11 protein-coding genes are annotated in these 14716 nt (G+C 63.5%); 1 reads left to right on the plus strand and 10 read right to left on the minus strand.

The features are described from left to right. Positions 1-463: 463 nt before the first annotated feature. The 9 genes from gmtX to AZKH_RS05860 all read right to left on the minus strand — a co-directional run bounded on the left by gmtX (position 464) and on the right by AZKH_RS05860 (position 12239). Positions 464-1150, minus strand: a complete 687-nt coding sequence (gene gmtX / locus AZKH_RS05820; RefSeq protein ID WP_015434817.1) for a gamma-mobile-trio protein GmtX — start codon at positions 1148-1150, stop codon at positions 464-466. Next, positions 1134-4070: an integrase family protein gene (locus AZKH_RS05825; protein WP_015434818.1), complete on the minus strand. Its 2937-nt coding sequence runs from the start codon at positions 4068-4070 to the stop codon at positions 1134-1136. Before AZKH_RS05825 ends, gmtX begins: the two co-directional genes overlap by 17 nt. Continuing rightward, entirely contained in the window at positions 4067-5548 is a 1482-nt protein-coding gene (gene gmtY, locus AZKH_RS05830) for a gamma-mobile-trio recombinase GmtY (RefSeq protein ID WP_015434819.1), read from the minus strand. Before gmtY ends, AZKH_RS05825 begins: the two co-directional genes overlap by 4 nt. Continuing rightward, on the minus strand, positions 5545-7743 hold the full coding sequence (locus tag AZKH_RS05835) for an AAA family ATPase (protein WP_015434820.1): 2199 nt from the start codon (positions 7741-7743) through the stop codon (positions 5545-5547). The genes gmtY and AZKH_RS05835 overlap by 4 nt, the downstream gene beginning before the upstream one ends. Next, complete coding sequence (locus AZKH_RS05840; protein ID WP_015434821.1) at positions 7740-8189, minus strand: VPA1267 family protein; 450 nt, start codon at positions 8187-8189, stop codon at positions 7740-7742. The genes AZKH_RS05835 and AZKH_RS05840 overlap by 4 nt, the downstream gene beginning before the upstream one ends. Positions 8190-8346: 157 nt before the next feature. After that, on the minus strand, positions 8347-9156 hold the full coding sequence (folE2, locus tag AZKH_RS05845; protein WP_015434822.1) for a GTP cyclohydrolase FolE2: 810 nt from the start codon (positions 9154-9156) through the stop codon (positions 8347-8349). Between the two features lie 58 nt (positions 9157-9214). Then, positions 9215-11077 carry a 1-deoxy-D-xylulose-5-phosphate synthase gene (dxs, locus tag AZKH_RS05850; protein ID WP_015434823.1) on the minus strand — a complete coding sequence of 621 codons (1863 nt, stop codon included), beginning with the start codon at positions 11075-11077 and terminating at the stop codon, positions 9215-9217. A 23-nt stretch (positions 11078-11100) separates the two neighbouring features. Further along, positions 11101-11997: a polyprenyl synthetase family protein gene (locus tag AZKH_RS05855; protein ID WP_015434824.1), complete on the minus strand. Its 897-nt coding sequence runs from the start codon at positions 11995-11997 to the stop codon at positions 11101-11103. Then, entirely contained in the window at positions 11994-12239 is a 246-nt protein-coding gene (locus AZKH_RS05860; RefSeq protein WP_015434825.1) for an exodeoxyribonuclease VII small subunit, read from the minus strand. Before AZKH_RS05860 ends, AZKH_RS05855 begins: the two co-directional genes overlap by 4 nt. 129 nt (positions 12240-12368) lie before the next feature. Here AZKH_RS05860 and AZKH_RS05865 point away from each other — a divergent pair, with 129 nt between their 5' ends. Further along, complete coding sequence (locus AZKH_RS05865) at positions 12369-13469, plus strand: aromatic ring-hydroxylating dioxygenase subunit alpha (RefSeq protein WP_015434826.1); 1101 nt, start codon at positions 12369-12371, stop codon at positions 13467-13469. On the opposite strand, the gene AZKH_RS05870 is transcribed toward AZKH_RS05865, so the two are convergent. Next, positions 13464-14681, minus strand: coding sequence for a nitrogen regulation protein NR(II) (locus AZKH_RS05870; protein WP_015434827.1), 1218 nt, complete (start codon positions 14679-14681; stop codon positions 13464-13466). The genes AZKH_RS05865 and AZKH_RS05870 overlap by 6 nt on opposite strands. Positions 14682-14716 lie beyond the last annotated feature (35 nt).

Consider the following 14716-nt stretch of genomic DNA (forward strand, 5'->3'; position numbering starts at 1 on the left):
ATATGGACGCGTTGCGACCGGCGGTTCGTGGCCGGGTTGAGCCACGACGGGGTTCAGGTTGGCCGCCGTAAACCGGTCATTCAGGTGGCGCCAGGCTGGGGAAATTCTGAGCGAATCACCAGTGGCCGGTTGTGGCCGAACGCAGCCGGTCAAGGACGGGCAGGAAGAACCGGCTTTTTGAAGGGCAGTTGATGGGCCCGAAGAACCGCATTTCAACAATGCATTCCGGATGCCCTTAAGTTGTGCGCAGAACCTTGGGGCTCTGCCCCAAACCCCGCGCTCGCCGCGTGGCAGGGGGTGGGGTTAAAGACCCAACCCCACCCCCACCACAGAGCATCGTCGCTTCGTCAGCGTCAAGGGTGCGCTGCGCCGGCTGCTCACCCGTTCGGTGCTCACCCGTTCGGTGCTCGCCTGCGGCTGCGCTCCGCATGCGGCTTGCGTGCCGCCCTTGACCCCGCCTCCGCTAATCAACTTCCGTCACGTCAAACTTGCCTTTGCCAGTCTCGATCCGCTTCGTACCGTCACCGATGATCTTGCGGATCGCCGTCACATAGCCTGGCTTGAAGATCGGCCGACCATACTCATTGAGCACGCGCCCCTCGGCGTCGGTCGTCCAGCCTTGATCGTTGAATACCCGGTCGCTCACCGCATGGCGCAGGGCCTCGATCTCCGAGGGAAACAGGTCGGTCGAGGCCGGTAGCAGCTGCGGTGGAGGCTGGTCGGATTGTGGTCGCATGTCGATCACCCGGTTGCCTTCGGCCTTGAGCAGCGTGATCTCCCGGCGCATCCGCCGGTTTTCAGCGAGGATGCCCGCCATCATCGAGCGCAGCGCCGGGTTTTCAATCTTCTCGATCAACTCCGTATAGGGGTTCTCGCTCACTTGGCGCACCTTGCGAGTCACGCCCCCCGTATGCTCGGCCCACGCCTTGATCAGCCCTTTGTAGTCATCGCCGGTCTTGTTGTGGATCGCGCCCTTGCTTGGGCCGCCTCGGTCTGCCGCAATACGGGCGATGGTCGCCACGGAGAAGTCCCGGCTACCGCGCTCGTACTGCTCCCGGCAGACCTCGTGGATCAGATCGAGGGTCGTCTGCTTGCGGGGCGTGGCGGTTTTTTTGAGCTGGTCGAGCAGGTCATCAGGATGCATCGTCATGGGAATCCTCCTTGGGCGGGGCGAGCGTCCGCCGGGTCTTGGCTTGGTCGATCAGCACCTGGGCCTTGACGTGGGCGATCTCGCTCAGCACTTGATCCTTGAGCAGGCCAATGTCATTGAGCCTGAGGCGGCATTCGGCATAGGGCAGCGCGCCCTTGATCGAGCCGGTCCGCGCCTGGATCAGCTGCATCACGGCATTGCCCACCAGCAACTGCTCCTCCTGGTCGAGGTACATGAGCACCGGATCCATGCCGTTGTAGCGGAGCATGGCGTCGAGCATCTGCGCCCGCCGGAGGGTGGCGAAGCCGGCATCGATGTCGGGGTAAATCACCGCGTTCTCACAGACGACTTCCAGCTGGTGCAGCACCGACTGGGATTCGATGAAGCCCACCTCGAGGTCGGCCATGCAGCCCTTGGCGACGAGCTTCACGCCGTCCGTCGTCTTGTCCTCGGCGATCTGGATGGAGCGCTGGATCAGGTGATTCGTCACCTGCAAATCGTTCATGTACTTGTTGAGGATCAGCGCTTCGGCCTCGGCGTACTTGTTGAGCTGATCCAGTTCGCGCTCCCGCAGGAAAGGCTGGTTCTCCCGTTCAGCCTCCCGCTGCTGATCCTCAAGGAAGCTCAGCTTGTCCTGCAAGGCGCTGTAGCGGTCGCTCTGGCGGTGGGTCTTTTCGCTGATGGTGTTGAAGTGCGCAATCAGGCCCGGCAGGAAGGCGGGGCCGGTCAGGAAGAAGCGGCAATACACGCAATTGCGCTCCTGCGGGAAGCCGGACACGGGGGCGTAGAACTGTTCTGCTTTACGGTCAATGAGCTTTTCCCCGCCCACATCGCACAGCGTCGCGCCATTGGGGCAGATGCCCTTGTCGTCGAAAACGAAGGCGGCAGCGGAGGTGCTCTTGATCGTCGCCCGCACCGCATCCTCGGACACATAGGCAAAGCGTCGGGTCACCTGCTCGAAGGTCGCATCCTGAAGGAAACGGCGGTGATTGGCCCGTTCGGCTTCCAGTTCGTTCTTCTCCGCTTCGCTCAGCACTTCGCGCATGTAGGCCTTGCCGAACTTGGTGTAGTACAAGGTCATGATGATAGTCGCGTGACCGGCGATCATCTTGGACACCACCGCAATCGGCAGCTTCAAGTCGAGGATGAAGTAGGAGATCAGCGACACCCGCAGGGCGTGCAGGGGGAAGGAGGTTCCAGTGTTTGAGTCGGGATCGACGAAGCGCAACGGCGTGCCATCATCCAAGGTCTCTGTGCAGCGCTCTTCTAGCCGCGCCAGCAACTTGTACCAAATACGTTGTAAAGAACTGTTGCTCAGCGGCTTATGGCCCTCGCCATCGGCGGGGTCGCGGAACAGGAAACAGGCCGAACCGCGCTGCGCCAGCACCTCGGGATGGGGCGGCGTTGCGCCGAAATGCTTGAAATCCAGTTCCGTCCATGGCGTCGGTGCAGCAATCGGGTTGTAGCGCGCCTGCCAGTTGCGCAGCTTCTCCAGCCAGTACAGCACCTCATCGTTGGCCCATGGAATGACATAGCCCTTGTCGTTCTCGGCCTTGTTGATGTCGGCGGTCTTGTTGGTGTTGATGTAGAAGCCTGCCTCCTGCTCGTTCGCACTGCGATGGAACACGCCGCGCTGGCCGGGCTTCTTCTCGCTGCCGGTGGCGAGCGGGCCGTGATTGAGCACAAAGCCTCCACCGCCCGGCGCATGGACGTAGCGCCAGGTGTCGGCTTCACCCGAATCCAGCATGCGGACTTGAAAGGTGCGCAGCGGTAGTTCCAGCTTGAGGTACAGGGCCACGGCGCGCACGGGCGACCATAGCTCCCACACCTCGGCCGGATAGCCCTTGGTGTCCCGTTCATACTTGGTTGCGGCACGCTGCCGGGCTACGCAATCGGGATCCTTGGGGTCTATGGTCTGGGGATCGACCACGAACCAGTCGCCGCCGTTCTTCCCTTCCTCCATCGCCTGCTGCGCCCAGCGCCAGTCGCGGAAGTTGCGCCCCTCGGCCAGCATCCCGCGCAGTTCGCGGATGTAGCGGATGGAGAGCGAGCCCTTGTCGGATTGGGTGTTCGTGGCAAGACCCGATTTCCTCAGCCGCTGGATGGGGTTATGGAAACGAGAGCGATCCCATTCGCCCGTGTCGGGATCGCCGAGCTTGGTCGCCAGCACCCAGTCAAGGAAGTTGGCGACGGTGTTGTTGTACTCCACATCACCTTTTTGAAGTACCTGCGTGCCCTCGCGTTTGGCACCGACAAGCACCTGCGCGAAGTCCGGCTTCTCCGTCTCGCGTAACAGGAAGCGTCCGTAGTTGCGCTCCAGCTTCTGGCCGTGGATGTAGTGGGTGAGGAACTTGTCGAGGGCCTCGCGGCGCACATCGACGGCGGCTTTCTGATCCTTCAGCCACTCGGCGCAGAGGCTGCGCCAGTCCTCCAGCTTCGGGTCGAGCGAGAGCACATGGGCGAAGCTCAGGTCGGACATCTTGCCGGGCTTCTTGACCCGCCTTCGCGGGAAGGGGTTGGCGAAGTGGGGCGGCACCACGCGGTGGCCGTCGGCGTCGGGTTGGGCGAGCTTTTCGAGAAGAACCCAGTCGAGGAAGTCGCTCACAACGTCGTGCTTATTCGTGGCGCTCCTTTCGTTGGTCAAATCCAATCCCAGCGCCGCATCGGGCGCAGGCAGTGCGCCATCCAGTGCAAAGAACGCCTCGGGCGGCAAGGTCTGCAGCCCGTGACCGTGCAGGTAGGTAACGAGAAAGGCGACCAGGGCGGATTGCACGGTGGAGTGCGTCTTGGGCAACCCCGCCCAATACTCCGCCGCCCACGCCCGCCAACCTTCCAGTGAGGGATCGAGATCGAGCAGGAAGCGGAACTCGGGGTCGAATTTTTCGATGGCGCTCTTTTGTCCTTTTCTTCCTGCCATCATTTTCTCCTCAACAATCTTGGGCTCGGGCCAGAGAGCAGACCCAGCGGATCGACGTCCTTGAAGCCGTAGGCGAGGAAGTCGGGCGGCGGCAGGGCCGTGCCGTCCTCGGCCTTCTCCGAGCGGGACAGAGCGGCATCGATGGCGCGGTTGAGCTTCACCCGATCCGGTTCGGTATAGACGGCCTGCGATTCCAGCGACTTGTGGTGCAGCGCCTTCTTCAGGAAGATCGGATCGAGCCCCAGATCGGACAGCCGTTGGCCGTAGGCATGCCGGTGGCCGTGCGGCGTGGTGCCAAGCGCCTTGGCCGGCACAAGCCCGATCCGCTGGACGGCCTTGGCATGGGCGTCCTCGAAGGCATCGATGCTGTAGGGCTTGCCCGCCCGCGTCACGAAGGCAAACGGGTGGTCGGGATTGAGCCGTTCGCGCTGCGCCATGTAGAACACCCATAGCTTCCAGAACAGTTCCCCTGCCCAGCGCGGCGCCCAATGCACGTGCATGAAGTGCTGCTTGCTGTCGAGCGCATTGCCCTTCCAGCCGGCGTGCAGGGTGTGCGAACTCTTGTAGTCGGTGCGCGGCAGCAGGCCGTACTTGTCCCGCAGGTAGGTGGCGCGGTCGCAGGTCACCGACTTGCCCTTGGCATCACGCAGATCGCTCGGCGCCTGTCCGAGGCTGGGGTGATAGACCTTGACCAAGGCGCTGCCGGGGCTGGTGTCATCATGGATCACGTCATGGACGTAGAGGTGGAACGGCTCGCTCACGCGCAGCCCGCCGTAGTGCAGCAGCATCGTGATCAGGATGTCGCGCAGGTTCAGCCGTTCCTCGATGCGGGGACTCTTCTGCTTGCCGGGCACGACGAAGCCTCTGAACAGCAGATCGACCATCCGATCCGCCGGGAAGTATTTGACCGGCTCGTGATCGATGACGGGGTTTTGCTTGAGCAGGACAGTTCTGGCCTGGCTCACCTTGAGCCGGGCGACATCGACGCTCAGGGTGTGGGAGAGGAAGGCGCGATTGCGCTGGTGCTGCCAGGCCGCCCACGCCAGTTGCTCCTCGGCGCGCGTGGCTTGCCGCCACGGGTTGAGTTGCTTGGTGCCGTACTCCTGCGCCATCCAGTCGCTGAACTTGGAGAGCTGATTCACCAGCATGCGCACGACCAACGGGGTGCGGGCATCCCAGTACAGGCCGCTGGGGTCGCTGCCGTCGACGCCCACCGTGCCGCTGTAGAGCCGCTGGACGAAGGTGTTGAACAGGTCGTTCGGATCATCGAAGGCCTGATGGTTCGCCTCCATGTAGTCGATCAGGAGGCCTACCGCCTGCACCAGCTTGTTGATGTTGCTCTTCGAGAGCGTGTGCTGGTGCTTGAGGATGTAGTGGACCAGCGGTTGCAGCGGACCGAACTCGGTGAGGATGACCGGGATCTCCTCATGGATGCCGGTGTTGTCGCGCACGACCTTGTAGTAGACGACGGTATGGGTCACATGGCCTCCAGAATCTCGACAAGCATCGATCCCAGGGCCACCTGACGCAACGCGGCGTGCGGCGGCGCCTCGACGGCGGCCTTGGCCGCCCCCACGTCGCCCACCAGGATCACCTGCCTCTGGGCGCGGGTGATCGCCGTATAGAGCAACGTGCGGTCCAGCAGGCGGGAGTGGCGCACCGGCACGATGATGCGCGGGAACTGGCTGCCCTGTGCCTTGTGGATGGTGATGGCGTAGGCCAGCTCCAGGTTGGGCAACAAATCGGGCGTCAGCTCGCGCTCCTCGCCGTCGTCCCACCGGATGCGGCCCAGTACCTGCCCCGGCGCGGGATTTGGGATGGGCGCCTCCACCGAAAGGAGGGTGCCGAGCGAGCCGTTCTGCAAGTTCTTATCCCAATCGTTGGCGAGGCAGATCACGGGATCGCCGACGCGCAGGCCCGTGCCCTGGCACTGGTCGAATTCCTCGTTCCACAACAGCAGTTCAACGCCCACGGCGTTGAGTCGCTTCTGGCTCAAGTGGTTGAGAACCTTGACGCCGCCGGCAGCCGCATTGCGCACGGCGGCAAGGACTTGGCTGTCGTGCGGATGATCGGCCAGCAGGTCGAGCACCACCTCGTTGATGTCCTCGTCGCGACAGGGCAGGAAGGCAATGGGCTCGCGGGGGTCGTCGGGCAACGCGGTCCAATGCCCGCTGCGGATCGCATTGGCGGCCTCGGCAATCGCGCCGGAATAGCGTTTGACCTGTTGGAGTTCGACGCGAGGGATGCCCACCTGGTGCGCCAGTTCGTGCAGCAGCAGACCCGGCCCCACGGGCGCGAGTTGGTTGGGATCGCCCACCAGGACGAAGCGGTAGGTGTCCGGCAGATGCCGGATGACGCGGTAGGCCGAGGGCAGGTCGACCATCGACGCTTCATCAATGACCACCACCGCGCGCTCGGGCGCTTCTTTGGGATCGAAGCGCTTGAGGAACCCGGCAATGGTGCTGGCCTCTTGTCCGGTGGCTTCCCTGATGCGGCGTGCCGCCCGTCCGGACAGCGCCATGGCGAAGATCGGCCAGCCCGCCGCACGGCAGACGGCGAACCAGCCCTTGAGCACCGTCGTCTTGCCGGTGCCTGCGCCGCCGGTGATGACGGTGACCGGGTTGGCGTTGGCAACCTTCAGCGCATCGAGCTGACTGGATTCCAGCGTGAGGCCGCTTTCACGCTGATAGTCGTCAAGAACTCGCGCAAGCTCACCCCGGCTCAGCAACGCCTCGGGGCGGGCCGCGCGTTCCGCAATCGCCTGGGCCGTCCCGTACTCCATGACAAAAGGACCGAGGGCATGCAGCTGGCCACTGCGGTGCAAGAAGGCACCGGCGGCATCCCCATGCTGGAGCGCCCGAGCGATCAATACGGAGTCGCAGCCAGCGCCTAGTAAGCGCCCCAGCCGCTCCCCAAACTGCGTTTGGGATATGCAGGTATGGCCCGCGTCAAAGGCCCCGTATAGGGCCTCCTCGACGGCTCCGGCGAGGCGGCGCGGATCGTCCTCGGCGAGCCCGAAGGTGTGGCGGGCGAGTGTGTCAGTGGTTTTCCAGTCGGCAGCGAAACTGATCAGGCGGTAAGGGTCTTCCTCGATCTTTTCTGCTGCTCGGCTGCCAAAGTATTCCAGCACCTTGCGCCCCAAGGCCACCGTGAAGCCCCGGTTTTGCAGCCATTGCAGGGTGAAGGTGTCGCCCCAACGCCGCCAGGCATCTGCGAGTTGCGCGGCCATTTCTGCGGGCAGGACCTCCGCGAGTCGATTCACGGCCCCCGCATCCAGGAGGGCATAGAGGTCCTCGCCAAAGCGATCCCACAGACGACGGGCTTTGACGAAGCCAATCCCCTTAAAGGCATCGCATTCGGCCAGCAGCGTCACGAGGTGCTCGCCTGATGGCCGCAGCAGTTCCATCGTTTCGGGCACGATGGTTGACTCGATCAGCCGGTAGCCGTTCACGACAATGGCGTTGTTTTCTGCGACGCCGGTAATCCGCCACAACTGGCCGGCCTCGACGCTTCCCTGAAGCAGAAAGTGAGGCGCCTTGACGACCACATGTGCCTTGGCATCGATGCGATTTCCGTTGTCGTCAATCTCCACGCCCGTGAAGATCGCGCCACCCCGTCCCAGCGGGTTCTGGCTACGGATCGTGCCCACGCGCAGCGTGCGACTGGGCGCGCTCACCGGGGCAATCTCCCTGCACGCGACAACACTTCGTCCATCACGCGGTAGTGGTCAAGCTGGCTGCGCAGCTCCATCAACTCCGCCTTGAGTGCGGCGTTCTCCGCTTCAAGGCGCTTCAAGCGCGCCTTGTCGACGGCGGCGCGAGGGTTGGTGGATTCGGCTGCGGCGGCCACCGTTGTCTCGCCCTCGCCTATCACCTGCGGCGGCAGGACGCCTCGCTCGCGCAGGCCGGCTTCGAGTTTTTTCAGCGAATCCCTGACGCGGGGGTTCTGCAACAACACGCTCTTGGCGAAGCCGCACTCGCAGGCAATCTCTTTTCGATTGAGCTGGCCGCGCAAGACTAGCTCCCGATAGTCGCTGTCGGTCTTGCTGGCGACCCATGAGAGGAAGGCGGTGAGGTTTTGGTCAGCCTTTTGTTGGCCGGAGAGATTGTTGACTGGAGTCATAATAGTATTTACATTACTCCATACTATCTAAATGTCAAACCAAAAAAATGCCGCCTCGGTAGCCCGAAGCGGCATTTTTGGGGTCAATTATGACTTGTCAGGCACTCCATATAACAATTGCTCCCGTTTTTGTTGGCGCTTGCTTACGCGAGGCGGCTTAGCCTTCGATGCGCTTGTCGCGTTCGATGAGCGCGTAGGCCGAGTGGTTGTGGATCGATTCGAAGTTTTCCGATTCCACGACATACCGATCGATGCGCGCTTCGGCGTTGAGCAGGCCCGCGACGTCGCGCACCATGTCCTCGACGAACTTGGGGTTCTCGTAGGCGCGCTCGGTGACGAACTTCTCGTCGGTGCGCTTGAGCAGGCCATAGAGCTCGCAGGAGGCCTGGCTTTCGACCAACTGCACGAGCTCCTCGATCCACAGAAAATTGTTGGTCTGCGCCGTGACGGTGACGTGCGAGCGCTGGTTGTGCGCGCCGTAGGCCGAGATCTTCTTCGAGCAGGGGCACAGGCTCGTCACCGGCACCACGACCTTCATGTTGAAGACGTACTCGTTGCCTTCGCGCAGTTCGGCGGTGAAGGTCACCTCGTAGTCCATCAGGCTCTGCACGCCCGAGATCGGCGCCGTCTTGTTGATGAAGTACGGAAAGCTCATCTCGATGAGTCCGGTCTCGGCCTCGAGACGCTTGACCATCTCGCGCAGCATCGGCTCGATCGACTCGACCGAGATTTCGCGCTCGTTGCCGTTGAGGATCTCGATGAAGCGCGACATGTGGGTCCCCTTGAAATTGTGGGGAAGCCCGACGTACATACTGAACGTCGCGATCGTGTGCTGCACGCCGCCGCTCTTGTCGCTGACACGGATCGGGTGGCGAATGTCCTTGATGCCGACCTTGTTGATGGCGAGCTGGCGGCTGTCCCGGGAGTTCTGGACATCGGGGATGGCTTGGGTCTCGTGGGGGATCATCTTGTCTGTTCTCTGGTTTGTTGCAGCCTGCTCAGCGTATCATTCCCGACAATCTTGCTCAACTATTGTAGGTATAGGTGCGTTCAATTGCGGCGACGATGCCTGCGGTGTGCAGGCCGACCTGTTCGTGCAACTGGGTCTGGTCACCATGGTCGACGAAGTGGTCCGGCAGGCCGAGGCGTAGCACGCGAGGCCGCTGCGGGAGGCTTTCGACGAGACGCGCCACCTCCGATCCGGCGCCGCCGATCACGGCGTTTTCCTCGATCGTGACGAGGAGGTCGTGCGACATCGCGAGTTCTTCAATCAGTTCGGCGTCGAGCGGTTTGACGAAGCGCATGTTTGCGACCGTCGCGTCGAGTTGCTCCGCAGCCTGCAGCGCGTTGCCGAGCAGGCTGCCGAAAACGAGCAGCGCGGTTTTCTTGCCTCGACGCCGGATTTCTCCCTTGCCGATCGGCAGTTCGCTCATCGCCGTTTCCGGTGTTACACCGAGACCGCCGCCGCGCGGGTAGCGGACCGCGGTCGGGCCGTTGTGGCGATATGCCGTGTAGAGCATCTGGCGGCATTCGTTTTCGTCGGACGGCGCCATCACGACGAGGTTCGGCACGCAGAGCAGGAAGGAGAGGTCGAACGCGCCATGGTGGGTTGCGCCGTCCGCGCCGACCAGGCCGGCACGGTCGATCGCGAAGAGCACCGGCAGGTTCTGCAGCGCGACGTCATGGATCAGCTGGTCGTAGGCGCGTTGCAGGAAGGTCGAGTAGATCGCTACGACCGGCCGGAAGCCTTCGCAGGCGAGGCCCGCGGCGAAAGTGACGGCGTGCTGCTCGGCGATGCCGACGTCGTGGTAGCGGTCGGGAAATTCCTGGGCGAAGCGCACCATGCCGGAGCCTTCGCGCATCGCCGGCGTGATGCCGACGAGCTTGTCGTCGCGCGCGGCCATGTCGCACAGCCAGTCGCCGAAGACCTGTGTGTAGGTCAGCTTGCCGCCGCCCTTGCCGGTCTGGATGCCGGCGGTGTGGTCGAACTTGGAGACGCCGTGGTAGAGGATCGGATCGGCTTCGGCGAGCTTGTAGCCCTGGCCCTTGCGCGTGATGACATGCAGGAAATGCGGGCCCTTGAGCCTGCTGAGGTTTTGCAGCGTCGGGATCAGCGCGTCGAGGTCATGGCCGTCGATGGGGCCGTAGTAATGGAAGCCGAACTCCTCGAAGAGCGTACCCGGCGTGATCAGGCCCTTGACGTGCTCCTCGACCTTGCGGGCGAAGTCGAGCATCGGCGGAGCGACACCCAGCACCTTTTCGCCGGCGCGGCGCGCGGCGTTGAAGGTGCTGCCGGACATCATGCGCGCGAGGATCTTGGTCAGTGCTCCCACTGGCGGCGAGATTGACATCTCGTTGTCGTTGAGGATCACCAGCAGGTTGGTGTCGCGCATGTCCCCGGCGTTGTTGAGCGCCTCGAAGGCCATGCCGGCCGACATCGCACCGTCGCCGATGACGGCGATCGAGCGCCGGTCTTCACCTCTGTCGCGGGCCGCGACGGCCATGCCGAGCGCGGCCGAGATCGAGGTCGACGAGTGCGCGGTGCCGAAGGTGTCGTACTCGCTTTCGCAGCGGCGCGGAAAGCCGGAGATGCCGCCGAAATGGCGCAGCCCGCTCATCGCGTCGCGGCGCCCGGTGAGGATCTTGTGGCCGTAGGTCTGGTGGCCGACGTCCCAGACGATGCGGTCCTCGGGCGTATTGAAGATGTAGTGCAGGGCGATCGTCAGCTCGACCGTGCCGAGGTTCGACGACAGGTGGCCGCCGGTCTTCGAGACCGATTCGATCAGGAACTCGCGGAGCTCGGTCGCCAGGGCATGGAGTTCGCGGCGGTCGAGGCGGCGCAGGTCGGCGGGCGAGTCGATACGTTGCAGCAGGGGATACGCGGGCATGGTGTCGTGCGGCGGGTCCGATTTCAGAAGCGGCGATGGACGATGAAGTTGGCGAGCTCCGCGAGCCTTACCGCGCCCGGGCCGAAGGAGGACAAGGCTTCCTGGGCGTTGGCGAGCAGGGACTCGGAGAGCGTGCGGGCTTCGGACATGCCGAGCAGTGTCACATAGGTCGGTTTGTTCTGGTCGGCGTCCTTGCCGGCGGTCTTGCCGAGCGTGGCCGTGTCGGCCTGGGCGTCGAGGATGTCGTCCACGACCTGAAAGAGGAGGCCGACGACCTTGCCATAGTGGTCGAGTGGCGCCAACTGCTCGGCCGGCAGCGCGTCGCCGCATTGGGCGCCGAGCAGGACCGAGGCGCGGATCAGCGCGCCGGTCTTGTGGATGTGCATGAATTCGAGCTCTTCGCGCGTGAGCTGCTTGCCTACGGCGCCGAGGTCGATCGCCTGGCCGCCCGCCATGCCCCGCGAGCCGGAGGCGCGGCCGAGCAAAGCGATCATTTCGAGTTGCACCGCGGGCGTTGCCGCGAGAGGCGTGTCTGCGAGAACCTGGAAGGCGAGGGCTTGCAAGGCATCGCCGACGAGCAGCGCCGTGGCTTCGTCGTATTCGACGTGCACGGTCGGCTTGCCGCGGCGCAGGACGTCGTCGTCCATGCAGGGCAGGTCGTCGTGGACGAGGGAATAGGCGTGGATCAGTTCGACGGCGCAGGCGATGCGGTCGAGCCGCGCAGGGTCGGCGCCGGCGAGCCGGCCCGCGGCGTGCACGAGTAGCGGGCGCACGCGCTTGCCGCCGCCGAGGACCGCATAGCGCATTGCCGCATGAAGCCGCTGCGGGGCGATGTTGTCGGCCGGCAGCACGTCGGCGAGTGCCGTTTCCGTGCGTTGCTGGATTTCTTCCATCCAGGCTGCGAAATTCTTTTCGCTCACTCGGGCTTCCTCCTGTCTTCCGGCGCGTTCTGTGGGACCAGCGTGTCGCCTTCGAGTTGCTGAACGCGTTGTTCGGCGGCCTGCAGGGTTTCCTGACAGTACTTCAACAGGTTGGTGCCGCGCTGATAATGCTCGAGCGCCTGCTCTAGCGTGATGCTGCCGGTCTCCATCGCCTGTACGATGGATTCAAGTTCGGCGATGGCCGATTCGAAGGATGCCGGCGTGTTGGCCGTCTGTGCCATGGCTCGAAACAGGACAGGTAAAAGGGAGGAAAGTAACCGATCGCGCTACTGGCGGTCAAACTACTTCTCGCATAGAATCGCCTGCTGATTTTTTTCCGAATTTCTTGATCTTTTCATGGGAGGTTCGGGGTGTCCGACCTTGAATCCAAGGCCAAACTGTCCCCGGCGGTGTCTCAGTTGCCGGTGTCGACGTACTTCGACGAGCGTGTCTTCGAGCTTGAGAAGCGCCTGCTTTTCGACGCCGGTCCAGGGTATGTCGGTCACGAACTGATGGTCCCGGAGGTCGGCAGTTATCGCTCGCTCGAGTGGCTGGATCATTCCAAACTCCTGTTTCGCACCGATGAAGGCGTCCATCGCCTGTCCAACATCTGCCGCCATCGTCAGGCCATCATGCTCGAAGGCGCGGGCAAAACCGAACACATCGTCTGCCCGATCCACCGCTGGACCTACGACCAGCAGGGGCAATTGCTCGGCGCGCCGCATTTTCCGCAAAACCCCTGCCTGAATCTCAAGCGCGATCCGCTGGAGAACTGGAACGGACTGCTCTTCGGAGGCCCGCGCAAGGCGGGGACGGATCTCGCTGGCATGAATGTCGCGTCGGAACTCGACTTTTCGGGCTTCAAGCTCGACCGTGTCGAAATCCACCAGTGCAATTACAACTGGAAGACCTTCATCGAGGTGTACCTCGAGGATTACCACGTCGTGCCCTTCCATCCGGGGCTGGGGAATTTCGTCACCTGCGATGACCTGACCTGGCAGTTCGGAGAGTGGTACTCGGTGCAACGCGTAGGCATCACCTCGCTCGCGAAGCCCGGATCAGCGACCTATGGCAAGTGGCACCAGGCGGTGCTCGATTACTACGGCGAGAAGAAGCCCGCCCACGGTGCGATCTGGCTCACCTACTACCCCAATGTCATGGTCGAGTGGTATCCACACGTGCTCGTCGTGAGCACGCTGATTCCGACCGACGTGAACAAGACGACCAACGTCGTCGAGTTCTACTACCCGGAAGACATCGTCGAGTTCGAACGCGAGTTCGTCGAGGCCGAACAGGCCGCGTACATGGAAACCGCGATCGAGGACGACGAGATCGGTGAGCGGATGGACCGCGGACGGCTGGCGCTGCTGAAGGAAGGCCGCAACGAGGTCGGCCCTTACCAGTCGCCGTACGAGGACGGGATGCAGCACTTCCACGAGTTCTATCGCCGCATCATGGGCGAGCACCTATGATGCGGGGCTGATCACCGGCAGGGTTACGCGGAAGCGGCTGCCGGCGCCCGGCGTGCTTTCGACGTCGATTCGTCCGCCGTGCTCGGTGATGATGTCGAAGGCGGTCGTCAGTCCCAGGCCCGTTCCCTGGCCTACGGGGCGGGTCGTGAAGAAGGGTTCGAAGAGGCGCGGCAGGTGCTCCGGCGCAATGCCGCAACCGTCGTCGGCGACCTCGAACCAGACGCGCCCGGGGCCATCTTGCCCGGTCCGCAGCGTGATCTTTCCCCCGCCCTGAGGAAGCGCCTGGATGGCGTTGGCCAGCAGGGCGAGTGCAACCTGGTTGATCTGACCGGGGCGGCAGCGCACGGCCGGCAGTGCTGCGTATTCCTGCGCGATGGCGACGCCGGCGGCGAGATCAATCGTGGCCAAGCGAAGTGCGCTGGCCAGACACTCGTGGATGTCGACGGCGGCCCGGTCCGTTTGTCCCTCACGGCCGAATTCGCGCAGATCGGCAAGAATCTTGCCGACGCGGTCGAGGCCGCGGCGGCAATCGGCAAGCAGCGCCGGCGCATCGGTACGCAGGAAGTCGATATCGGCCGCATGTAATGCGCGCTGGAGCGGCGTGGTCAGTTCGGGCAGGGCTGCACACGCGTCGGCGACTGCCAGCAGCTGTTCGAGGTAGTTCTCGAAAGTCTTCAGGTTGGATCGGACGAAGCCGACGGGATTGTTGATTTCGTGCGCCATGCCTGCGGCGAGCTGGCCGATGGCGGCGAGTCGCTCCGCCTGCTGGAGGTGGGATTCGATCGTCTTCTTCGAGGTGATGTCGGAGGCGATGCCGAAATAGCCGGCGAAGCGGCCCTGCTCGTCGAAACGCGGTTTGCCGCTGACGCGGAACCATAGCAGCCGGCCGTCAGGGCCCTTGCCCGGGTATTCGAAATTGCGGAAGGGCCTGTGCTCGGCGAGAAGGCGCTTGTGCGCTTCCCAATCGACGTTGCCGAGCCGTTCACGGCTCAGGGCCTCCCAGCGCGTCTTGCCGAGGCCGACAGCCTTGGGCACGCCGGTGATTTCCTCGAATTCTCGCGAGAAATAGGTGAAGCGAAACGCGGCGTCCTGCTCCCAATACCAGTCCGAGGACATCTCCGCGTAGTCGCGGTAACGCTGCGCATCCTCGATGAGCTGGTGCAGCGCGTTCGCGTCGATCTCTGCGGCGCTGTGCGGAATTCCGGATTCCATGGCTGGATTCCTGATTGGGATTTCTCCGTCGGCTC

The sequence above is a fragment of the Azoarcus sp. KH32C genome (genome assembly GCF_000349945.1).
In the GTDB taxonomy this organism is placed as follows: Bacteria; Pseudomonadota; Gammaproteobacteria; order Burkholderiales; family Rhodocyclaceae; genus Aromatoleum.